Source organism: Rhodohalobacter sp. 614A (assembly GCF_021462415.1).
GTDB lineage: Bacteria > Bacteroidota > Rhodothermia > Balneolales > Balneolaceae > Rhodohalobacter.
Window position 1 is genome coordinate 1399033 of the sequence record NZ_JAKEDS010000001.1, and the last position, 22590, is coordinate 1421622.

The window sequence follows — 22590 nt, forward strand, 5'->3', positions numbered from 1 at the left end:
TGAATGTGAAACTATCGATCCTGAAAGCACGTCCTTCAAAAGGATGCTATGTCATTTTTAATGATTTAGTTACTTTATCGGATAAAGGGATTTACTGTTCGTTAACTGAAATATCAAAGAATACCAGTCTTATGAAAAAAAGTTTATTCACGTTTTTTGCATTTCTTCTGCTATCACCCGCTGCTTTTGGACAAATCAGCGCAAAATTAATGCAGTATATGGATGTCTCGGAGACCGACATTGTTTTTGTTTATGGAGGAGATATTTGGTTGGCGCCGAAGGATGGGGGAACGGCGGTTCAGGTTACGAGATCTCAGGGTGAGGAGTCATGGCCAAAATTTTCACCCGATGGAAATGAAATTGCTTACACGGCGAGCTATAATGGAAATGAAGATATTTATGTAATTCCGGTTCAGGGAGGAGTTCCAAAAAGGGTAACTTACCACTCATTTTCGGATCGCATGATTGATTGGCATCCCGATGGCGAGCGGCTGTTGTTTGCATCCCGCCGGCACATGGGCCAGCGCAGTTCAAATAAGTTTTACCTGGTGGATAAAGAAGGCGGTTTTCCTGAAGAGCTTGAGATTCCATACGGAGAGTTGGCAAGTTTTTCTCCTGATGGAAACAAGCTGGCATATATCACAAAAATAACTGAAAATTATCCGTTTAAGCGTTATAAAGGCGGCTTGGCATCGGAAATCATCATTTACGATTTTGAAGAACATCAAACCGAAAGAATCACAGAAAATGAATTAAATGACGGAAAACCGGTTTGGGCTGGTGATACAGTTTATTTCCTGTCGGACAGGGGAGAGAATTTCCGGTTAAATATCTGGAGTTATAATACTACCAATGGTGAATTCTCGCAGCTAACCAATTTTGAAGATTTTGATATTTCATTTCTGTCCGCCGGACCAGACGAATTGGTTTTTGAGGTTGGCGGAGATCTATACCTGATGGATTTACAGACTCATGAATATTCACCTGTTGAGATAAATGTGGTCAGCGATCTTTCTAACGAAATGGCAAGAGACGAAGATGTGAGCGGGAACATCAATAATATGACGGCCGCGCCCGGTGGAAAGCGGATTGTATTTGAGGCAAGGGGCGAACTTTTTAACGTTCCCGCAAAAGAAGGCTTCACAAGAAATCTGACCAAGTCCAGTGGAGCATTTGACCGTGAACCGTCTTGGTCGCCCAATGGAAAATACATTGCCTACTGGAGTGATAAAGAAGGCGAGTATAACATCTATCTGCAAGATGTGGCAACTAACGAAGAACCCAAAAAGCTTACAGGCAGAGAGAACGGTTACGGTTATACTTTATATTGGTCACCCAACAGCGAGAAGATTGCATTTATAGATGAAACCAACACCATCTACATAGTAGAAATTGAAAATGGAAACATTACAGAAGCCGGGAATACCTACTGGAATGTTGGCCACGGAGGGAGACATGGATATTCTATTTCATGGTCGCCGGATTCAAAATGGATTGCCTTTACTAAAGGTCTTGATAATGCCAATAACGTAATCCTGCTCTTTGATACTGAAGGAGAAGAGTTGCACCAGGCCACAAGCGGATTTTATTCCGATAACAATCCTGTTTTCAGCCCGGACGGCAAGTATCTCTACTACACAACCAATCGTGAGTTTGATGCAGAATATTCTGATTTGGACGGTACATGGATCTACCCGAATACAACGCAAATTGCATCGATTAGCCTGATGCCGGATACGCCTTCACTCCTTCAGCCTGAAAATGATGAGTTAGATCTCAATGAAGAATCAGGGGAAGAATCGGACGAAAATGGTGAAGAGGAGTCATCAGAAGAAGGTGAGGAGGAAGAGGGCAAAACTGAAATTGAATTTGATGGTTTTGAAACGCGAATTACAATGCTTCCGCCACAAGCCGGCAATATCGGCAACCTGATGTCATTTGAAGGAAAAGTTGTATATATGCGATATCCGAATACCGGTTCCAATGGCGGACCTCCTTCATTGATGGCTTATGATATAGAAGAAAGAAAAGAAATCACCATTATGGATGGCGTAAATGGAGCAGTACCTACAGCCGACGGCAAAGCCATTTTGGTTGCAAGTTTTGGTCAATATGGAGTCATTCAACCGCAGGAAGGGCAAAGTATCGAAGAGGCTATTCCAACGGATGGTTTGGTGATGAATCTTGTGCCGAAAGAGGAGTGGAGACAGATTTTTACGGATACTTGGCGCAGATATCGTGATTTCTTTTATGATGCCGAAATGCAGCAAGTAGATTGGGATGAAATGAAAGAGCGATACGGAGCGCTGATTGAAGATGCACGAACCCGATGGGATGTCACCAACATTCAATCGAACATGCAGGCCGAACTGAGTGCAGGCCATACCTACACGTTTGGCGGTGATACGGAAAATGTAGAATATCGCGGAACAGGATTTTTGGGTATTGATTGGGAGCTTGATGACGATGTGTATCGCATCAAACGAATTGTGAAACCGGCGTTGTGGGATACGGAAGTTCGTTCGCCGTTTGATCGCCCGGGAGTGGATGTCTCCGAAGGGGATTATATTCATGCCGTAAATGGAGTACGGCTGAATCCTGATAAAGATCCGTACGCTGCATTTGAAGGATTGGATGACGAAACTGTATCCTTAACAGTAAGTAGCGATGGCGATCCCGAAGATGTGAGAGAAGTCATTGTGGAAACGTTAACTCCGGGAGAAGAATCTCAACTGCGCTACCAGGAATGGGTGGAGAACAACCGGAAAATGGTGGATTCACTTTCCGACGGACAATTGGGATATATTTATATGTCGAACACTTCTTCCCAGGGACAGAGAGAATTGGTTCGGATGTTCTACGGACAGCTCGATAAAAAGGGATTTATTATTGATGAGCGCTTCAACGGTGGCGGCCAATTGGCAGACCGTTTCCTTGAACTGCTGCAACGTCCCGTAGTTTATAACCTGCACTGGCGGCACGGGCGCGATCACACCAATCCCGTTCAAACAAATACAGGACCTATGGCCATGTTGATTAATGGTTGGGCCGGTTCTGGCGGCGACGGTTTGCCGTGGGCCTTCCAGGAATTGGAAGCCGGACCGATTGTGGGCGAGCGTACACTTGGAATCTTGGTCGGACCCGCTACCGGCCATCAACTGATTGATGGCGGCGGAATTACGGTACCCGGCGCGCGCTTGTATGATAATGATGGTCACTGGTTCTGGGAAGGTGAAGGGGTTCGTCCTGATATCGAAGTATGGGATGACCCAAATGCATTGATGGAGGGAAGAGATCCTCAAATGGAAAGGGCGGTCCGTGAAGTACTGAATATGGTGGATGAAAATTCAAACAAAATGACACCGGCTCCACCTTATGAAGATCGCACGGCGAGAGGCTTAAACGGAGATTCCTGAAGACGGTCATTTAATTTTTTTATCCCGGAGTTCCCATCAGGAATTCCGGGCTTCATTTATGGGAACCTGAGTACAAACTTTCTGTATCTATTATTACAAGCTCAACACGCCTTCATTTTTAGAAGAGAGTGATGTAATAAAACGAGGAGAAAGGAGGATGCCATGAATGAGAGTAACGTGGAACGAGTGTCATCGCTTCATGAACGTGTAAATATCCTTAAAACAAAGGGATACAGAGGTTTTCGTATAACGAAGAACGTTAAAAAACCAGAGTTCTCCATAGAAGTATGTGCTTCCAACAAAACCGGAATGCGGTTGATTGCAGTAGGTGATACACTGGATGAAGCGTATGAAAACCTGGTTGAAAGGATTGATATTACTCTCGACGGTTAAGGGGTTTTTTTTGAGAGTAAACAGAAGTCTTTTTGAGGAAAGAAAATTTCGGGGATTGGTTCGGTTGTTTCCCAATCTGAAAACGCTTATTTTTCTAATCTTTGATTTTTCAGGGAGACCTGAAATTGTCATATTGATTTTGTTTGCGCCCGTAGCTCAACCGGATAGAGCGTCTGACTTCGGATCAGAAGGTTGAGGGTTCGAATCCTTCCGGGCGTACCATTTGAATGCCGAATAGAGAACAAGGAATTAAGGATGTTGAACAAACCTTACTCATTCCTAAATCTTTGTTCAATATTCGATATTTATCTCTTTTGCACCCGTAGCTCAACTGGATAGAGTACCTGACTACGAATCAGGCGGTTACAAGTTCGAATCTTGTCGGGTGTACAAAATAAAAGCCCCTGTGAAACAACGAATTCACAGGGGCTTTTTTTATATCCAATTATGGCATTCTATTTTAAATGTAATACTCTCGGAAAAGTGGTTGGGTATTACTTCCTGAAGTTGCATCCGGAGGGGGCGATTTGATTTTTATCCCAAATAAAAGAGGAGTATAGACATCACTTATTTTTGCTTAAACGAGTCAAGACTAAAACATATAAGCCCGTAGAGTTCCATTCCTGGTCCAAAAAATATAAGCCTTTGGCAGTCATTAACTTCTGATCCGCCAAAGGCTTTTTTTGTCATGAAAAAAACGTAGAAGAAAAAAATTCTTACAAAAATGAGGCATCACACGTATCCGGTGTGATGCCCTGACTATTCATCAAGAGAGACGCTATTAAAGCGCGTTCATAATACAGGTAAACAGGGCAGACACCCCTAACTCATTTTTAGATTTTTTTGTAATAAATCTCGAATGAAAATCAATTCCATCCTGATAGAATAATGGACGCCGATACTCCAGCTCCGTGTCTGCTTCAAGAGGTATTGCTTGTTGAAAAATCCCTACATACGTATCCGTAAATCAGTAACGAAGAGCATAAATAGAAATGGTAAATTTCATGATATAGCCTGTTAAAAATGGATGTTTATTGCAATACGGAAGCATATTTTGATCTCATAATTATATGAGGAATTTAATATGCCTTATTCATTTTTAAACAATGTACTTTCGCCCGAAACAGTGGATTGATTTTTAAGTTTCATGAGTTTTTTGAAAAATTTAAATGTTTTAGTGATCGATCTTTGGATGCCAACCCCCGACCGGGACAGCGCTTCTTTAAGAATGATCAACTTGCTGAAAATTTTGTCAGAGAAAACCGGCAAGCTAACCTTCGGTGCCGGTGACAATCCGGAATGGAGACAGAAACATGAACTGTGGCGGCCATGCTCTTCTTTAAACCTCGATCTCCTTGATGGACACAAGACTATTGAAGCTCATTTGGAGCAATACAGCACACAATATGATGTGATCATTTTGAGCAGGCTTATAACAGCAAATCGCTATTTTGACAGGATTCGTGAAATGGCTCCGGATGCAGTAATCATTTTTGACACGATCGATTTACATTTTTTGCGTGGCTACCGGGCATCGAAAATAACCGGCAATATAAAACTTCTGCAAACCTCGCTTCTGGCGAAGCGAGATGAATTGTCGCTGGTTAAAAAAGCCGATTGTACATGGGTTGTGAGCACGGCAGAACGGAAAATCTTACATGAAGAATGCCCCGGGTGCAAGATTCATATCGTATCAAATATTCACGAAACATATCCTTCCAGCCGAAGATTTTCAGACCGTAGCGGAATTCTTTTTATTGGTGCATTTTCACATCAGCCCAATGGCGATGCTATGAATTATTTTCATAAAGATATTTATCCGTTGTTAAAAAAGAGGTTGCCGGAAGCCGGGATTACAATTATTGGTTCTGATCCCCCTGAATGGCTAAAATCTTCATCTGACGGACATTTGGTGGTTACAGATTATGTGCCCGATATAGCTCCCTATCTCCATAAAGCAAAGCTTACAATTGCTCCGCTCCGGTATGGCGCCGGTGTTAAAGGGAAGGTTTTGTTGAGTTTGGGATATGGAGTGCCCGCGGTGGGTTCATCTATTGCTGCGGAAGGAATTACAAACCATGAAGATGGCATGCTTGTCGCAGATAATCCCGAAGATTTTTGTGATGCAGTTGCAGAACTCTATGAAAATGAGAAGTTATGGAATAAGCTCTCTTACAGAGGAATGGAAATTGTTGATCGTGATTTTTCATTCTCGGCCGCCAGAAAATCACTTGAGAATTCGTTCAACAGTTTGATTGCTAAAAAAAGCATCGGAGAAGAAACATCTGACCAAACCTGATATAATTAACAAAGTCTGTGAATTCACAAGCCCCGCTGGTAAGTATTATTATTCCTGTGTTTAATGGCGAAGATTTTGTTGCTGATGTTTTCCGAAATGTAGAACAACAGGACTACCCTTCAAAAGAAATTATTTTTGTGGATGATGGTTCTGAAGATTCCTCAAAAGAAATCATCCAACAAATAGATGACGTGCAGTATGTATACCAACCGAATCGCGGACCGGCTTCAGCCAGGAATACGGGATTTCGTAAATCCCGGGGTAAATATATCGCTTTTTTGGATGTAGATGATTTATGGACAGAGAACCAGTTGGCGCACCAGGTGAACGTACTGGAAGAGAATCCGCAATACGATATGGTGCAGGGGCGAATTCAAGATTTGAAACGGATTGGTGAGAATAAAAATGCCGGCATCTTTGAGAAAACGGGTTCTCCCTATTACTCTGTGAATTTGGGAAGCGCTGTTTTTCGTCGCACAGTATTTGAAACTGTAGGCTTATTCGACGAAAATCTACATTTTAATGAAGATACAGATTGGTTTGTGCGGGCGTGGGATAAAAAGATTCAAAAAAAGAAAGTGGAAGAAGTTGTTCTGCATTATCGTAAGCATGCAAATAATTTAACCCATCATAAAAATTCGCGCCACTCCGGCATGGCATGGCTGCTGAAAAAAAGACTGGATCTTCAGCGCCGTGAAAATCAATCTTCAGAAAACTCTGTATCATCCCGGTGGATGAGCATTAATGAGTATATTGGCTGGTAAAATGACAGGAGAGGCTTATTTTCTTTTGTCCCTGATATAGACCACTTTTGAATGTCCGTCACCCACTTTTCTCTCTTCCATTTCAAAAAGATCAATGGCTTTAATCAGTTCGCCAAGTTTTTTATATCCGTAATTCCTGGGATCAAAACCGGGTGATTGTTTGGCGATGAAGCTGCCCACCGGGGCAAGATGTGCCCATCCGCTTTCATCTGAGGATGCTTCGATTGCATTCCGAACCAGGTTGACAAGTTTGGTGTCTTGTTTGAGGTCGTTTGTTGCTCTTCGTTTTCGCTGATCTTTCTCTTCATCCTCTTCAACCAAAACTTCCGTGTAGATAAATTTATCACAGGCGGCTACAAAAGGATCCGGAGTTTTCTTTTCTCCAAATCCGTATACAACAAGTCCCGCTTCACGAATACGTGCGGCCAGCTTTGTAAAATCACTATCGCTTGAAACAAGACAAAATCCATCAAACTTTCCGGTATACAAAAGATCCATTGCATCAATAATTAACGCGCTGTCGGTAGCATTTTTGCCTCTTGTATAACCAAACTGCTGGATAGGTTGAATGGAATGTTCGAGCAGGATCTCCTTCCATCCGCGGAGTTGAGGTTGAGTCCAGTCCCCATAAATACGTTTTACGTTAGCGGTGCCATATTTTGCAATTTCAGCTAAAAGGTTTTCAGTGATGGAAGGCTGTGCATTGTCGGCATCTATCAGAATGGCAAGTTTTTGGGTTGAACCGGTGTCCATGGAATGTTTTCGACAAATTATCGTTTCAATGAGTGGTGCTAAGGACTTAAGATAAGGTTTTTTAAATGTTTAAAAGCCTAAAATCCCAAAAATTGTTGAATCTGGCTGAAAAAAAGGAGTCCTTTTAAATATAGATATAAGTGTTAACACAAATAGATGACCATGCCGAAGTGTGAAATTTACCAGGATGTGAAAGGAGAATGGAGATGGAGACGAACCAATAAAAAGGGCGACATTCTCGCTTACGCCACTGAAGGTTTTGAGAAGCGTGAAGACTGTGAAAAAAACGGGAAAGAAGAAGGCCCGTGCACCAGCTATAAGCTGAAAGTCTAATCAATTATTCGCGGGCTCAAGATAGGCTTGGAGGATAGCAGAAAATTGCTTGGGTTTATCCAAAAAAGCATAATGGCTGGCTCCATTGATCACAACCAAAGCACTATCTTTAAATAATTTTTCCATTCGTTTTCCCTGATCCATAGGAGTTGCTGTATCATTTTCTCCCCAGATAAGAAGAATTTCCTGTTGAACATTGGGTAACAGGTGATCGAGATATTCATTCACACAAGCAACGAACGTCTGCCTCATTACTCCTGATAATTTTTGGTAATCAGATGAGCCAAGACTTTTCCAAAGGGAGGTTTTCCGGAGTTTGTCCAGTCCTTTCTCCCTCAGGTTTTGGGGCAATAGATAGAAGGGTAGCTTCAGGGTTTTGGCGGTGTATTTTTTCAGGTAAAAAGAAGCACTTCGTTTCGGTTTGAGGCCGGCTGCTCCCGTAAAAACCACTTTGTCAATTCTTGGGCTGATTTCCGGCCGCGTGAGCAGCTTTAGTGCCACTCTTGCTCCGAATGAATGAACGATGAGATCGAACTGTGGCTCTTCAATTTTTTTGGATGCGAATTCCTCAACGATGTCTGCATAATCATCTACCGTCCAGGTTAATTTCGGCTCGGGAGAACCGCCGAATCCGGGGAAATCAACCAAGTAACTTGTTCGGAGATTCTGAATCTGTTTTGCCATCGGCATCATTACTTTCGAGTCACTTCCCCATCCGTGTAAAATCAATACCGGTTTTCCTGTTCCGATTTTGTACCAGGCTAGTGAGCCTTTTTCACATTCAAAGCTGTTTGATTCCATTTATAAAAAAATTGTAAGGGATTCAGAAATTCTGGTTCATAAATATACAGAACCTGAGAAGGTTTTTGAGAATTGGTTTCAAGAGTTGTTGAATTTTGTTTTCGAACCGAAAAGAAAAACGTTGGTTCCAGAAAGAGAGGATTTATGAGAAGAAAACTATTTTTCCTGATTGAAAAACTGGAGATAAAGAGAAGCGAGAGAATCGCCGTATCCGGTTTGCTGATTTTACTGGTAATGCTGAGCGGAGTACAAACATTTCTGAATCCGGAACCGAATTATGATGAAGATGAGTATCGTAAACTAGAACAAATTTTCCGGGAGAAGAGTCAAGCCATTCAGTCTGAGAAAGATCTGATTATGGCGAGATACGAGCCCGATGAGGAAATCCCTGTAGCAGTTTCAGTAACGGGAGCTTCGGCCCTGGAGATTATGGAACCGGACACGACAGAAAAGGAATCTCCAGCCGAAGATTTCGGAGAGATGATAAATATCAATACAGCTAGTAGCGAAAAATTGCAGGAATTGCCGGGGATTGGTCCGGCTTATGCGGGCAGAATAGTAACGTGGCGGGATGAAAATGGTTCTTTTACGTCTAAAGATCAGCTACTCGAGATAAAAGGAATTGGAGAAAAACGCCTGGCAAAAATAAAACCTTTAATCACACTTCAGTAATTCTCGAAAAAATTGCCAGAATCACTTAAATGCTGTTTTTATACCGACCCTGTTTCGTTATTTTTTAAACTCACAAAAGCAAGCAGGGTATCAAGATGTCTAACAAAATTTTATGGGCCGACGATGAAATTGACCAGTTAAAAGCTCATATCATCTTTCTTCAAAATAAAGGATTTGAAATTACTCCCGTTACAAATGGGGAAGATGCGGTTTCTTTAATCAAATCGCGGCCATTTGATATTGTTTTTCTGGATGAGCAGATGCCGGGAATGGACGGTCTGGCCACACTCGAACAGATTCAGCAAATTCAGCCTTCACTACCGGTGATCATGATCACAAAAAGTGAGGAAGAATCGATCATGGAAGATGCCATTGGAAATAAAATTTCCGACTACCTGATCAAACCGGTGAATCCCAACCAGATTTTGCTCACCATCAAACGGATTCTTGACAAGCGAAGAATTCAAAACGAAAAGGCTGCTCAAACCTATCTGAAGAGTTTTAATCAGCTTTCATCCAAGTTCAGTGAAGAGACCAGCTGGCAGGACTGGATTGATATCTACAAAAAACTCACACACTGGGAACTGAACCTGGAATCGAGTGATGAAGGTTTACAGCAAGTATTACAGGATCAGTTTCAGCAGGCAAACCAGGCATTCGGGAAGTTCATAAAACTCGAATACAAAGGATGGTTAAAATCGCAGGATAATGATCATCCTGTTTTAAGTCCCGACCTTTTGGAGTGGAAGGTATTCCCTCAACTAAAATCTGGCAAAACGGTTGTTTTTTTTCTGATTGATTGCATGCGATACGATCAATGGCTTTTGTTCCAGGGAATGCTGAATGACTATTTTACAATAAAAACGGATTTCTATTATTCCATTTTACCGACGGCAACTCCATTTTCAAGAAACGCCATTTTTTCTGGTTTGTATCCGTTGGAAATCCAGCGCCGTTATCCCGATTTGTGGGAGATGGGACAGGATGAAACGTCTCTGAACAGAAATGAAGAGGCTCTGTTAAAGAAATATTTGAACCGACACGGGCTTCCCGAACAGGTGAAATATGAGAAGATCATCAACCCGGAAGATGGAAATAAAATTGCCGATAAAATTTCCAACTATACGCAAACCCAGCTCTCAGCAATCATTTATAATTTTGTGGATACACTGGTTCACAGCCGTTCTGATTCTGAGGTTCTGAAACAGCTTGCACCGGATGTCTCTGCTTTTCGGTCGCTCACGGAAACCTGGTTTCAGCATTCGTCACTTTTCCGGATGTTTAAAGAGCTGGCAAAAGAAGATGTGACGGTGGTAGTTTCAACTGACCATGGCTCGGTTCGGTCTATGCGCGATACAAAAGTATTTGGTGATCGTGACGCGGCCACGAACTTGCGATACAAGTATGGAAGAAATCTTCGTGCGCAGGACAGCGCCGCTATTTTTATTGATAAACCCCACGCCTATCAGCTCCCGGTGGAGCCTCCGGCCAATTCATACATTATTGCCAAGGAAGATTATTTCTTTGTGTATCCTAATAATTACAACAAATTTCAGAATCGATACCGCGATACCTTCCAGCATGGCGGCGCCTCTATGGAAGAGATGATTTTGCCGGTTGTGACCATGAAACCCCGCGGCAGGTAATATGAAGACGGTTCTGAGCAGCACTCCGGAAGAGACGATCCAAATTGCCAAAGAATATGCGAAAACTGTAAACCCCGGGGATGTGATCTGCCTGGAAGGGAATTTGGGCGCAGGAAAAACACAATTTGTCCGGGGATTTGTCCAGGGACTTGGTTTGGCCGGAGATGTTGTATCATCGCCAACTTTTACCATCATCAATGAATATGATGGGGAGTTACCGGTTTATCATTTCGATTGCTATCGGCTTGAACATGTTGAAGAAGCAGTAGAAATAGGATCGGAAGAATATTTGTATGGCGATGGCGTTTGCTTAATCGAGTGGCCGGATCGTATTTCCGAATTATTGCCACCTTCCTCAAAGCATGTTACCTTTAGCATCATTGGAAAAACCGAACGCGAGATTATTTTTCATTAGAATTTTTAAAAATGGCAACACGAAACCGGCGACTCTCTTACCGATTGGATCTGCTTCCCGTGATCTATCCGTATCACAGGAGAGCATCAAATATCGTGCAACTTGGAGATCTCGTTTATTATGGCCCCTCGCCCGAGTATTATGGAATTGGTGAGGTTGTCAGCGCTGAAGGAAATTTTTGTGTGGTTGATTTTCGCGGAACAGGTTTGCTTGGAATTCAGAAAGATGTTTTTTCCACAAAGTACATTATTCCTATCCATAAGCTGAATTTGGGTCATCTGCTCAAATCAACATAAAGAATCGGCTTTCAAAGATTCCATTTCTACTTACTCATTCTGAGCCTTCCATAGATCCACAAAAGGATGGCTAAAAAGAGTCCGGGATAAAAAGGCTCAATCCTATAAAAAGCATACCCACCGCCGGGTTGAGGAAGGACTGTTCCAAGAATTAACCATGTAAGAGAAACCAAAGTACAGCCAATGATAGATGCGTAAACGATTTTAGCTGGAAATTGAAACGGTTTGAGATAAATTCCCAAAACAGGAATTAATAGTCCGGGAATGAATACAGATCCGATGACGTACCACAGATCAATCACACTTGGATAGATAATGATGAGAATTATCCCGAGAATAGCTGAGACCAGGATTCCAATTCGGGTTAGAAGGTTGGGCCGAACCGAAGGAAAGTATTTGAGAAGATAATCCCGCCCGAGGGTTTGTCCGGAAATAAACAGGTAACTGTCTAACGTTGACATGATAGTTGCCAGCAGGGATAAAAAGAACAGCCCCTTTACACCAATAGGAAGAATTTCATCCGCCAGGATCGGGTAAGCTAAAACCGGTTGTTCGAGTCCGCCGCCTAAAATAGCATATGCATAAAGGCCGGCAAAACAAGTTAGAAAATCAAAAGCGATCCAGAATGCGATAGACCAGAAGATTCCTTTTTTTGCCGTTTCGGGAGATTCCGCCGCGGCCGCCCTTTGGTGAAAACTTGGGTCTACAAACGTCCAAAGTGCAATAAAAAACCATACGAGAATATATTGCAGGGAATGTCCGCCGGTGATGTCCATATGTCCATCCGGAAGAGATTCGATAAGTGTGCCAAATCCTCCGAATTGCGCCATTGCAAATATCAACAAGACAATAAATCCTGTAAACATGAGAACAACCTGCAAAATATCTGTTCGGATAACGGCGCCAAATCCCCCAATTGTGATATAAAAGACAGAAAAAAGAGCCACCAAAGATGCGTACAAAAGAAACGGGGCATCGCCTCCAATAAGAAACTGGAAAAGCAATCCGAGCATCAAAATATATGGAGCCGGACTGACGAGAATAAAAATGGGCAGCGCACTGATTCGCCCGGCTCGTTCGCTGTATTGATTGGCAATAGCTTCGGGGATGGTCAGCGCTTTGTTCAGGCGAATTTTACCGGCGAGATACACGGCAAATATGGCCGAAAAAATGTAAAATGGTGCGCCGAGAATCAGCCATTGCGAAATGCCGAATTGATAACTCCATTCACCCACGCCCAAAATTCCCCCGTACCAGGTGGATACCAATGTAGCTACAAAAGCCGGGAGCGTTACTTTGCGTCCGCTCAAAAGGAATTCTTCTTCCGAATCTTCAGATTCCCAGCCCTTTTTCCAGCTAATCCAGATCAGGAAAAAGAAATAGAGCGCTACAAGTAACCAGTCAAAGAATGCAAAATCTGAATTCAAAAGAAGGGTATTTAATGGTTAATCAGGAGAAGAAGGTCTCCTTTTTTGAATTCAATTTCGACCGTTTTTTCGATGGATTCATTGGAACTTCCGTCACGAACTCCATTTTCAAGGTCTTCATTTTTAAGAGGATACTTCAGACCTTTGGTTGTAATACCCTCCACTTTGCCGGAAAGTGGAAAAAGAGAGAGAATGGTTCCCGGTTCAAAAGATTCTTTGAAAGGAGAGTGAATCATTTTCATCACGGCATAGTCGTCCATTAGCAAAATCGAATTAAAACTTGCATCAAATTGAAGCAATACGGAGAGATTTTTCAGGGTGTGATCCAGCCGTTTTCCCGTAGCACCGAATACTACAGCTTCAGTTGCTGAACGGTTCAATGCGTGGGCGAGTGCTTTTTCAAAGTCGTTGGTTTCCTGATCTTTATCATGAATAACTTCAGCCGTTTCAGTACCTGTAACTTTATAACTGTCCAGGTCTCCGATGATCACATCCGGCTGTAAGCCGAGTTTTTGCGCATGATACGCACCGCCATCGGCTGCGATGAATAGATCGGAACCCGAGATTTCCCGCTCAATGATTCTTTTTTGGGGAATGTCACCGTCACAAAGAATAACTGCTTTCATGCAAATGATTATAGATGAATCAACGTTAAGAATCCATTATAGCCCTTGTGGACAATTGGAAGCTGTTTGAGGGTGGTTGATAAAACCAGTCAAAAAATCTTGCTATCTAAAGAAAGAAACTTCATTTTTGTACGTTCGAGAAAATTCGATTTTAAAAAGTGAAATTTAAAGTGAATGCATCATTAGTTCGCCATTAAATATACGGTCATTGTGAGCTTGAAAAGCAATCATTCATATGGAAATTTCTATGATCGCTACGTTCTCACATTGGCTGGACGACTGTTCAGTATTCATCAAAAAAGTTGGTTCTGAGATGATTTTAATCTCAACCAAAATAACGATAAAGAATTAAGTTCGAGAACATATGTTTTCTGAGTTTATCGAAAAAATTAAGAATTATAATCACATCGGTGTACTGTCTCATGTGCGCCCGGACGGTGATTGTCTGGGATCGCAGGTGGCGATCAGCAAATGGCTGCAAAAAAACGGGTACACGGTTTCGGCTTTTAATGACGATGAAATTCCACTGAACCTGCAATGGCTGACTCAAGCCGTTGAGATCGAAAAACCTACGGACGCCAAGCTCGATGAATGCGATCTTTTCATTATGGTGGATGGAAATGCCATTCACCGTTTCGGGCAGTTTTCTGAATGGGTTGAAGGAAAATCGGTTCCCATGTGGATGATTGATCACCACCCCAATCCCGCTGATGAGTTTGATATTACAATTTCAGTGGACGATGCCTCTTCAACCTGCGAATTAATTTACGGGCTTTATGAAGAGTCCGATCCTAATCAGATTGATTCCGTGGTGGCGAAGGCGTTGTATACCGGAATCATTACAGATACAGGTTCGCTTCAGTTTGAAAGTGTAACTCCGCGAACGGTTGCCATTGTATCTGATTTGCTTGCGCGGGGGAATTTCCGGCCGAATGAGGTGATTGAAGTCATCTATTCCAACAAAACACTTCCTCAAATGCGGCTTCTCAGTTTGGCCCTGGAAACCATTCAGCTTTTTGAGGATAATCAAATTGCGGTGATGAGCGTTACAAAAGAGATGTTGGAGGAAACGGGAACGACCAATGCAGATTGTGAAGGTTTTGTCAGTTACCCGCTCAGCATTGCAAAAATTAAAGCAGCCGTACTGGTGAAAGACTTTTATGACGAGGGCATCCGCATCAGTCTTCGTTCCCGCAGTGCCGTTGATGTAAATGTGTGGGCCCGGCAATTAGGCGGCGGCGGACACAAAAAAGCTGCTGGTGCCTGGCACGAAGGTCCCCGCGAAAAAGCAATCGAAAAAATTATTGAAATTGGCGCTAAACAACTCAAAGATATTGAAGCACCTTCTGTTTTATAGTACGATCATTGCAGGTTTTGCAGTTCTGTTGAGTTGTTCAAATCCTGATGCCGAATCGGGCATTTCCCTGAATCCTGATGAGGAACCGTTTTCGGCCGCGTATATTGAGGAAGATTCCTCTGAAGAGACGCGGCCAGATTCGGAACGTGTGTTTGAGTCTCCCACTGAAACGATTTCTGCAAACCGGGCAAATGCTATTACAAATGCCGTTGAGAAAGCAAGTCCTGCCATCGTCAGTATTGTGGTTACGTCTCCCGCCAGAACATATGCACAGGATGAATTTTTCCGTTTCTTTTTTGGCGAACCTCCGCGCGAAAATACCAGTATGGGATCTGGTTTTGTGATTAGTGAAGACGGACTGGTAGTTACAAATCAGCATGTTGTGGGCAGGAATCCCAGTGAAATTACTATTTCCACTCCGGATGGTGAATCGTATCAGGCCGAGCTGATTGGCAGTGATGAACTCACGGATATCGCCCTTTTACGAATCGATTCGAATCACGTTTTCCCTTTTGTAGAACTGAGCAATTCCGATGAAATTATGGTGGGTGAATGGAGCATTGCAATGGGTAATCCGTTCGGGTTATTTGATGATGGAAATCCCACTGTAACGGTTGGCGTAGTGAGCGCGGTAAACCGTGATTTTCGTCCAGACCCAAATAATCCCCGCACTTACATCGATATGATTCAAACCGATGCAGCCATCAATCGTGGAAATTCCGGTGGTCCGCTGTTAAATAGTAATGGCGAAGTAATTGGCATTAACACGTTCATTTACACAGGCGGAACCAGTGCTGGGTTTGTAGGTCTGGGATTTGCCATTCCAAGCAATCGGGTTGAAAAGATTATTTCACAGCTATTAACGAGTGGCAGCGTAGTTTTGGATTACAATCCCGGAATGGAGTTTACATCCATGACGGAGCAATTAGTGTACAGGTATCGGCTGCCATATGTAAGCGGACTTCTGGTTACCAGTGTAAATAAAGATGGACCGGCATACGAGTGCGGAATTATGCCGGGTGATATTATTGTTCGAATCGGGCAGGAGCGTGTTGCCAGCCGAATGCACGCCATGGCTCTTTTACGAGAATACGAAGAAGGTGAAAAAATGCATATTGAACTGATTCGCGAAGGGAATCTTTACAAAACGGAGATGTCTCTTCGCCAAAAAGCCTCAGAAGAATAGAATTTTGATTTAGATAATCATCAAAATGAAAAAGCCGCAAAATGTATTCATTCAACATTCTGCGGCTTCTCATAACTCTTGATTTCTTATATGCCCTTCTTTAAAAGTGGAAGGTTTATCTTTCTTCTTGATCAATAGTCTACTTGTATGAACCGGATTTTTGAAAACCCTTACAGAAAAAAATTATTTTTTTTGAAATAACCTTTCTTCATTGGGTGGTTATATTTTTGTTATTTTTGACGATATGCTCATAGAAAAAGAACATCCTCAAAAAACGGAGTATTTGCTGGAAGTTCCTGAGGGGCAGCACTCAGACATCCGGCTTGATAAATACATCACTTCTTTTGTTCAGAATGCCAGCCGGAACAAGGTGCAAAAAGCCATCAAAGATGGGTATGTTTTGGTGAATGGAGAGCAGCAGAAGTCGTCATACATTATGCAGCCGGGAGATAAAATTGAGATTTCTCTTCCCAAACCTCCTCCCCAGGAGGCGAAACCCGAAGCTATGGATTTGAACATTGTTTATGAGGATGAATACCTGCTTTTGGTAAATAAAACGGCAGATATGGTAGTGCATCCCGCCTATGGCAACTGGACGGGAACGCTGGTAAACGGATTGCTTCATTACACTCAACAGAATCTCTCGAAAGCGGATGAAGAGACTTTGCGCCCCGGAATTGTTCACCGCCTGGACAAAGATACCAGCGGACTGCTTGTGGTTGCAAAAACCGATGAGACGCATCAAAAACTATCCAGGCAGTTTGCCAAGAAAAAACCCGAACGGAAATACTGGGCTATTGTTTGGGGAAATCCACCTGATGAAGGAACGATTGAAGGAAACATCGGGCGCTCTCCAAGAGACCGAAAAATTATGACGGTTTTGGAGGAAGGAGGGAAGTCAGCCGTTACCCATTTCAAAAAAATTGAGAGTTTTGATCATCTTGCGCTGCTTGAAATTCACCTGGAAACGGGACGTACTCACCAAATAAGAGTTCATATGCAGCACGCAGGTTACTATGTTTTTGGGGATAAAACCTACGGCGGAGATTCCGTGCGATACGGCCCCAATACCGGCAGCAGAAAAAAAATGTTTGAAAACCTTTTCAATACCCTGGAGCGCCAGGCGCTTCATGCAAAAACTCTTGGATTTATCCACCCTGGAACGGATGAATTTGTTGAATTTAACTCGCCGCTACCGGCCGATTTCCAGGAAGTGCTGGATAAACTGCGCGAAAATTGTAAACCTACATCAAATTATGTCTGAAAAATCGAAAAAGATAAATATCGAAGTTCTTCTGGATGAAAATAATGTACCGGAAGAGATCAAATGGTCAGCCACAGATCTGCAGGGATTTGATGAAGCCATCTGCCGTGCCATGCTTCTTTCACTCTGGGATCATCGCAATAAAGACACTCTTCGTCTTGATTTGTGGACGAAAGATATGACTGTGGATGAGATGAAAATATTTTTCCATCAAACGCTGGTCACGATGGCAGATACACTCGAAAATTCTACGAACGATCCACGAATCAGCGGCGATATGCGGGATTTTTGCGACTATTTTGCCGAGAAAATGGAAATAGCTGAGTAAAAGCTCATTAAAGAGTATCGGCTACCCGACAAGAAATTACATAAGAATTGTTCTTATATTAAACCTGTTTTTGAGAAAGCAGTGAACCTTAAACCTTGAAACCTGAGACCGGAATGCAGTATCTCGATTTTGAACAGCCTATTGCAGAATTGGAGAAGAAAATTGATGAACTGAATGAACTCTCTGTAGGCGATGAAATTTTGACACCAGAAATCAACCGGCTACGCAAAAAAGCGGATCAGCTGCGAAAATCTATTTTCAGCAATTTAACCCGCTGGCAAAGAGTTCAGCTGGCCCGCCATCCCGAACGCCCCTATACGCTGGATTATATTGATCTGATAACGGAGGATTTTATTGAGCTCCACGGAGATCGGTTTCATTCAGATGACAAAGCGATGGTAGGCGGATTGGCCACTATTGACGGCCAATCGGTTATGATTATGGGCCATCAAAAAGGAAAAGATACCAAATCACGTCAATACCGGAATTTTGGGATGGCCAATCCGGAAGGATATCGTAAGGCCTACCGGTTGATGAAAATGGCCGAGAAATTCGGAATTCCAGTTATCACACTGTTGGATACTCCCGGAGCCTATCCCGGGTTAGAAGCCGAAGAGCGGGGACAGGCAGAGGCCATCGCCCGAAATCTTAAAATGATGGCGGTTCTGGAAGTGCCGATTATTACCATTGTGATTGGCGAAGGTGCGAGTGGTGGTGCAATCGGTATCGGGATGGGAAATGAACTATACATGATGGAAAATACCTGGTACTCGGTCATTTCTCCCGAAAATTGTTCTACCATTCTCTGGCGAACGTGGGAATACAAAGAGCAGGCAGCATCAGCCCTCAAACTCACGGCCAAAGATCTTTTGGATATGAAAATTATTGACGGCGTGATTGAGGAACCTTTGGGTGGAGCTCACAGAGACTATAAGAAATCGGCTGAAGCTGTGAAGGAACAGATTCTCAAGAGTCTCAAAAAACTCAAAAAAATGAAAGCTGATAAACTCATCGAACAGCGAATTGAAAAATATGCAGCGATGGGTGTTTGGCTTGAAGGCAAGCAAAAAGCCTGAATTTCATCATGATCCGGTTTCCAGAGAAAGAGCCGATAATTCGGTATAAGCACGAACTAAGAAGCCGGTATGGCGAAACTGACCAGATGGGATATGTTTATTACGGGCGATATCTGGAATATTTTGAAGTGTCGCGAACCGAAATGATTCGCTCACTCGGTGTTTCCTATTCCAAATTGGAAGAAGACGGATTCATGCTGCCGGTTGTCTATTCTCAAATAGCATATAAATCCCCGGTTTTTTATGATGAGATGATGGCCATTGAAGTAACTGTCTTCGAAAAACCTACAGTCCGGCTCGATACATTCTACAGAGTTTTTACCAATCGCCTGGATAAACCGCATGTTTTAGGCCAGGTGACTCTCTGTTTTACGGATGCCGATACCCGAAAACCCTGCCGCGCCCCGCAGTATTTTAATGACCTGATGGATCGGAAGACATGAGATGCTATGACGAACAAAAGAAGCTATTGGCTGCTTTTTGCAGGTCTTACCGCTATTGTAATCTTATCTTTGGGAGGCGGTTTGTGGGGAGCCGAACAAAGCATTGGTCACTGGACAGGGTTGTTGTTTGAAAGAGTTTGTCACCAGAATCCACAGCGTTCTTTCCAGTTTAATGGAGTGCCGATGGCGGTAAACAGCCGGTGTTTTGGAATATTTACCGGCTTATGGAGCGGCTGGTTCTTCGTGCCGTTAATCATCAAAAAGTGGCGGAAAATTTATTGGATTAGTTGGTTTCTTTTTCTTGCAGTGATGCTTCAAATCATCGATTATATGGGAAACCATATATTGTGGGAAAATACAAATGCCACCCGCGTTGTATCGGGGTTTATTCTTGGAATAGCGGTGGCGATTTTTTTATCGGATTTATTCAGAACCAAAAATAAAAAGGCGTAATCATGAACGAGGACGAAAATAATCAACCATTATCATTTAGTGACTATTTGCCATCTGTAGGAATTGTCGGGGCCATTTTTAGTCTGGTCAGTTTTGTAATCGGGCTATTTTTTGGATATCAACAGATTAATGCCGAACCAACCGGTTCATTCTTTTCTCCGATGATGCTGAGCGGAACGGTTGTATGCCTGGTATCTGCTTTTGCCGGTATGATTGCCGTCTGGCATTTCACCAAAGAGGTAACCCCATATTTAACGTTAGGCCAGGGTGCGCTCATCGGATTTTTAACAGGGGCTGTTATCGTAATTGTGAGTGTTTTCCTGAATGAACTTTGGATCATGGTTTTTGACCCTGAATACACAACCAAAATAATGGATGCCACCATAGCGAATATTGAAGCCATGGAAATGCCCGAAGAGAGCAAACAGCAAATGATAGACGCAATGGCTGATTCGATGGGTACAAGCCAGTCTTTCTGGCGGCAAATATTCTGGGGCGTTCCCGTTACGGGACTGATGAATTTAATTACCGCCCTCATTGGTGTAAAAATATTTGGCGAGAAGAAAGAAGAGACATTTTAATCAGCAGTAATGAATCAACCATCTGAAGATTTTACATTTACTCCCACGGTCATCCATTCATGGGCAGAACGAAATGGTTTTGCTCACTGGGTTATTGCTCTTATCTGGCTCGTTGTGGTTCTGATTCTATTCCAGATTGTGGCGGGAATTGTTTTCATCGGTTTGGTGATGGTAACCGGTGGCAATATTGATCCTGCTAATGCGATGGGGTCTCTGACGCAGCATATCGATCTGCTTTTTATCGGCAATTCAGTCGGGCAGATTCTGTTCTTGGGGTTGGCTACATTTGTCATTGTCCGGCTACATACCGGTGGGGAAAGCAAAAGAGCATTTTTACGAATTCAATGGAATAACCAGGTTGTACAATACCTGTTGCTGGGAGCGTTGCTAATCATTGTTATACAACCGCTTATAATCTATTTGGGATATCTGAATTCATTACTCCCCATTCCGGATGCCTTTAGCGATTTACAGGTTTCTCAGTACGAAATGATTGAGGATTTTCTGAATACGGATGGAATTGTCTGGTTCGGTCTTCTCAACATCGCCTTGATTCCGGCCATTTGCGAAGAGATCCTTTTTCGCGGATATGTTTTTCGCGCCTTCGAAAAAAGTTGGGGTGCCATTGTTGCGGTTTGCGTATCCGGTTTAATCTTCGGTTTGTTTCATATTCAGCTGGGAAATGTATTTCCATTAGCCACTTTGGGAATCATTCTTGCACTGATGACCTGGCTCAGTGGAACGATTTGGCCCGCAATTATTGCTCATTTTATAAACAACGGTGCGGCCGTTTTGGTTGGATCACAATTTCCCGAATTGCTTTTTGAGGAGGTGACCTACGAAACGCTGCCCCCGTTCTGGGTGCTGGGATTAAGCATCTTTTTTACAGTATTAATCATTTACTGGATGTTTCAAAAGTCAGTACAATTAAAATAAATATTCAGGTTCATGTTACGAGGTTCAGAACCTAACAAAATTAATAACTGGGTGTGCGTACTTGAGAGGGGTACGGAGTACGAGGTGGAGCTTGCGAAGAATTATCTCTCTAATCTGAAGATACCATCAAATATTCTGTCAAAAAGAGACTCTTCCTACAGTTTGAATTTTGGCGAGATGTCGATGGTTTACCTGTATGTGCCCAAAGAATTCGAAGCCAAGGCAAGGAAAGCACTTGCAGAGCTCGATAGTCAAGAGGATGAATTTGATTTCGATCCAAATGAGGACGAAGAAGATTGAGTGAATTAACAAAAAGAGTATTATTTGCTGTACCGGGTGCTGCCGTCATGTTAATCATTACATGGATTGGTGGCCTCGCCTTTGAAATTCTTTTCGGACTCATCACCATTCTTACTATTTGGGAGATCCATCGCATTTTAAGGCACACACACGACAGAGATCTGTTTCCACTATCTTTTCTGGTTGCAATACTTGTATGGTTTTTCTCGGATTTTCCAATGTGGGCGGTGTACATGGTTTCCGGAATTGGGATTTTGGTTTCACTCTTGGCATTTGTCTATGGTCGCCATGAGTTTCCGAGGCGGTGGTTCGCCACACTTTTCAGTGGAATTTATGCTCCGACCGGTTTTTTGATGATTGTTTTTATTCGAGATTTAATGCCGGGCTCAGGCGGATTCTGGCTCGTCCTCACTCTATTTTTAATGATTTGGGGAAACGACGTTTTCGCATATTTTGGCGGCAAAAGGTTTGGTAAACGTAAATTGGCTCCAAGTATAAGTCCCAATAAAACAGTGGAAGGATTCTGGTTTGGCTTTTTAGGTGCCGCTGTAGGTTTTTTGATTGTCTATTTTATAGCCGATCCCTTTCCGCTTTCAATCCAGGCCATTTTGCCGACGGTTATTTTTATCGGAACCTTGGGGCCGATTGGAGATATTGCCGCCAGCCGGTTAAAACGATTGGCCAATGTCAAAGATTCCTCCACTTTGCTGCCCGGACACGGTGGTTTTTTTGACCGTTTCGACTCCATGATTCTTTCAGCTCCCTTCATCTATTTTCTCTATTATCTGATTCTCTAATTTCTTGTTTCCCGGATTGATTTTTCGG

24 protein-coding genes and 2 tRNA genes are annotated in these 22590 nt (G+C 42.9%); 22 read left to right on the forward strand and 4 right to left on the reverse strand.

Going from position 1 to position 22590, the window contains the following annotated elements:
- Positions 1-131 precede the first annotated feature (131 nt).
- The 6 genes from L0B18_RS05580 (at position 132) to L0B18_RS05605 (ending at position 6872) form a co-directional block, all read left to right on the forward strand.
- Positions 132-3416 carry a S41 family peptidase gene (locus L0B18_RS05580; protein WP_234569445.1) on the forward strand — a complete coding sequence of 1095 codons (3285 nt, stop codon included), beginning with the start codon at positions 132-134 and terminating at the stop codon, positions 3414-3416.
- Between the two features lie 162 nt (positions 3417-3578).
- Positions 3579-3809, forward strand: a complete 231-nt coding sequence (locus tag L0B18_RS05585) for a hypothetical protein (protein WP_234569447.1) — start codon at positions 3579-3581, stop codon at positions 3807-3809.
- 145 nt (positions 3810-3954) lie between these two features.
- A tRNA-Arg gene (locus L0B18_RS05590) sits at positions 3955-4031 on the forward strand.
- Positions 4032-4125: 94 nt separating this feature from the next.
- Positions 4126-4199: transfer RNA gene (locus L0B18_RS05595), tRNA-Arg, on the forward strand.
- Between the two features lie 757 nt (positions 4200-4956).
- Entirely contained in the window at positions 4957-6108 is a 1152-nt protein-coding gene (locus L0B18_RS05600) for a glycosyltransferase (RefSeq protein ID WP_234569450.1), read from the forward strand.
- A 17-nt stretch (positions 6109-6125) separates the two neighbouring features.
- Complete coding sequence (locus L0B18_RS05605; protein ID WP_234569453.1) at positions 6126-6872, forward strand: glycosyltransferase family 2 protein; 747 nt, start codon at positions 6126-6128, stop codon at positions 6870-6872.
- A 15-nt stretch (positions 6873-6887) separates the two neighbouring features.
- On the opposite strand, the gene L0B18_RS05610 is transcribed toward L0B18_RS05605, so the two are convergent.
- Positions 6888-7625, reverse strand: a complete 738-nt coding sequence (locus tag L0B18_RS05610; RefSeq protein WP_234569455.1) for an NYN domain-containing protein — start codon at positions 7623-7625, stop codon at positions 6888-6890.
- Positions 7626-7787: 162 nt separating this feature from the next.
- Between L0B18_RS05610 and L0B18_RS05615 the strand changes: the two genes are divergently transcribed.
- Positions 7788-7958 carry a hypothetical protein gene (locus tag L0B18_RS05615; RefSeq protein WP_234569458.1) on the forward strand — a complete coding sequence of 57 codons (171 nt, stop codon included), beginning with the start codon at positions 7788-7790 and terminating at the stop codon, positions 7956-7958.
- Here the strand turns inward: L0B18_RS05615 and L0B18_RS05620 are convergent, their stop codons facing one another.
- Complete coding sequence (locus L0B18_RS05620) at positions 7959-8759, reverse strand: alpha/beta fold hydrolase (protein ID WP_234569462.1); 801 nt, start codon at positions 8757-8759, stop codon at positions 7959-7961.
- 144 nt (positions 8760-8903) lie between these two features.
- On the opposite strand from L0B18_RS05620, the gene L0B18_RS05625 reads away from it, so the two are divergent.
- From L0B18_RS05625 to L0B18_RS05640, 4 genes are all read left to right on the forward strand, one after another.
- Entirely contained in the window at positions 8904-9431 is a 528-nt protein-coding gene (locus L0B18_RS05625) for a ComEA family DNA-binding protein (protein ID WP_234569465.1), read from the forward strand.
- A 95-nt stretch (positions 9432-9526) separates the two neighbouring features.
- Complete coding sequence (locus tag L0B18_RS05630; RefSeq protein WP_234569468.1) at positions 9527-11077, forward strand: response regulator; 1551 nt, start codon at positions 9527-9529, stop codon at positions 11075-11077.
- A gap of 1 nt (position 11078) precedes the next feature.
- Positions 11079-11492, forward strand: a complete 414-nt coding sequence (gene tsaE, locus L0B18_RS05635) for a tRNA (adenosine(37)-N6)-threonylcarbamoyltransferase complex ATPase subunit type 1 TsaE (RefSeq protein ID WP_234569484.1) — start codon at positions 11079-11081, stop codon at positions 11490-11492.
- Between the two features lie 11 nt (positions 11493-11503).
- Positions 11504-11788 (forward strand): hypothetical protein, encoded by a 285-nt coding sequence (locus tag L0B18_RS05640; RefSeq protein ID WP_234569487.1) that lies wholly within the window; start codon positions 11504-11506, stop codon positions 11786-11788.
- Between the two features lie 26 nt (positions 11789-11814).
- On the opposite strand, the gene L0B18_RS05645 is transcribed toward L0B18_RS05640, so the two are convergent.
- Complete coding sequence (locus tag L0B18_RS05645; protein WP_234569490.1) at positions 11815-13215, reverse strand: sodium:solute symporter family protein; 1401 nt, start codon at positions 13213-13215, stop codon at positions 11815-11817.
- 11 nt (positions 13216-13226) lie between these two features.
- Positions 13227-13841: a thiamine diphosphokinase gene (locus L0B18_RS05650; RefSeq protein WP_234569508.1), complete on the reverse strand. Its 615-nt coding sequence runs from the start codon at positions 13839-13841 to the stop codon at positions 13227-13229.
- 364 nt (positions 13842-14205) lie between these two features.
- Between L0B18_RS05650 and L0B18_RS05655 the strand changes: the two genes are divergently transcribed.
- The 11 genes from L0B18_RS05655 to L0B18_RS05705 all read left to right on the forward strand — a co-directional run bounded on the left by L0B18_RS05655 (position 14206) and on the right by L0B18_RS05705 (position 22562).
- On the forward strand, positions 14206-15198 hold the full coding sequence (locus tag L0B18_RS05655; protein WP_234569512.1) for a DHH family phosphoesterase: 993 nt from the start codon (positions 14206-14208) through the stop codon (positions 15196-15198).
- Positions 15176-16384, forward strand: a complete 1209-nt coding sequence (locus L0B18_RS05660; protein WP_234569515.1) for a S1C family serine protease — start codon at positions 15176-15178, stop codon at positions 16382-16384. Before L0B18_RS05655 ends, L0B18_RS05660 begins: the two co-directional genes overlap by 23 nt.
- Before the next feature lie 244 nt (positions 16385-16628).
- Positions 16629-17648: an RluA family pseudouridine synthase gene (locus L0B18_RS05665; protein WP_234569517.1), complete on the forward strand. Its 1020-nt coding sequence runs from the start codon at positions 16629-16631 to the stop codon at positions 17646-17648.
- Positions 17641-17976, forward strand: coding sequence for a gliding motility protein GldC (gldC, locus tag L0B18_RS05670; protein ID WP_234569520.1), 336 nt, complete (start codon positions 17641-17643; stop codon positions 17974-17976). The genes L0B18_RS05665 and gldC overlap by 8 nt, the downstream gene beginning before the upstream one ends.
- Positions 17977-18089: 113 nt before the next feature.
- On the forward strand, positions 18090-19052 hold the full coding sequence (locus tag L0B18_RS05675) for an acetyl-CoA carboxylase carboxyltransferase subunit alpha (RefSeq protein WP_370647530.1): 963 nt from the start codon (positions 18090-18092) through the stop codon (positions 19050-19052).
- 8 nt (positions 19053-19060) lie between these two features.
- Entirely contained in the window at positions 19061-19495 is a 435-nt protein-coding gene (locus L0B18_RS05680) for an acyl-CoA thioesterase (protein WP_234569526.1), read from the forward strand.
- A 6-nt stretch (positions 19496-19501) separates the two neighbouring features.
- A complete protein-coding gene (locus L0B18_RS05685) occupies positions 19502-19948 on the forward strand; it encodes a DUF2085 domain-containing protein (RefSeq protein ID WP_234569528.1) in 447 nt (148 codons plus the stop codon).
- Between the two features lie 2 nt (positions 19949-19950).
- Positions 19951-20529, forward strand: coding sequence for a DUF4199 domain-containing protein (locus tag L0B18_RS05690; RefSeq protein ID WP_234569531.1), 579 nt, complete (start codon positions 19951-19953; stop codon positions 20527-20529).
- A 9-nt stretch (positions 20530-20538) separates the two neighbouring features.
- The gene (locus L0B18_RS05695) at positions 20539-21465 is read left to right on the forward strand and encodes a CPBP family intramembrane glutamic endopeptidase (protein WP_234569534.1); all 927 of its coding nucleotides are present in this window, start codon (positions 20539-20541) and stop codon (positions 21463-21465) included.
- 12 nt (positions 21466-21477) lie between these two features.
- Positions 21478-21765 (forward strand): DUF2007 domain-containing protein, encoded by a 288-nt coding sequence (locus L0B18_RS05700; protein ID WP_234569536.1) that lies wholly within the window; start codon positions 21478-21480, stop codon positions 21763-21765.
- Positions 21762-22562: a phosphatidate cytidylyltransferase gene (locus tag L0B18_RS05705; RefSeq protein WP_234569539.1), complete on the forward strand. Its 801-nt coding sequence runs from the start codon at positions 21762-21764 to the stop codon at positions 22560-22562. The genes L0B18_RS05700 and L0B18_RS05705 overlap by 4 nt, the downstream gene beginning before the upstream one ends.
- Positions 22563-22590 lie beyond the last annotated feature (28 nt).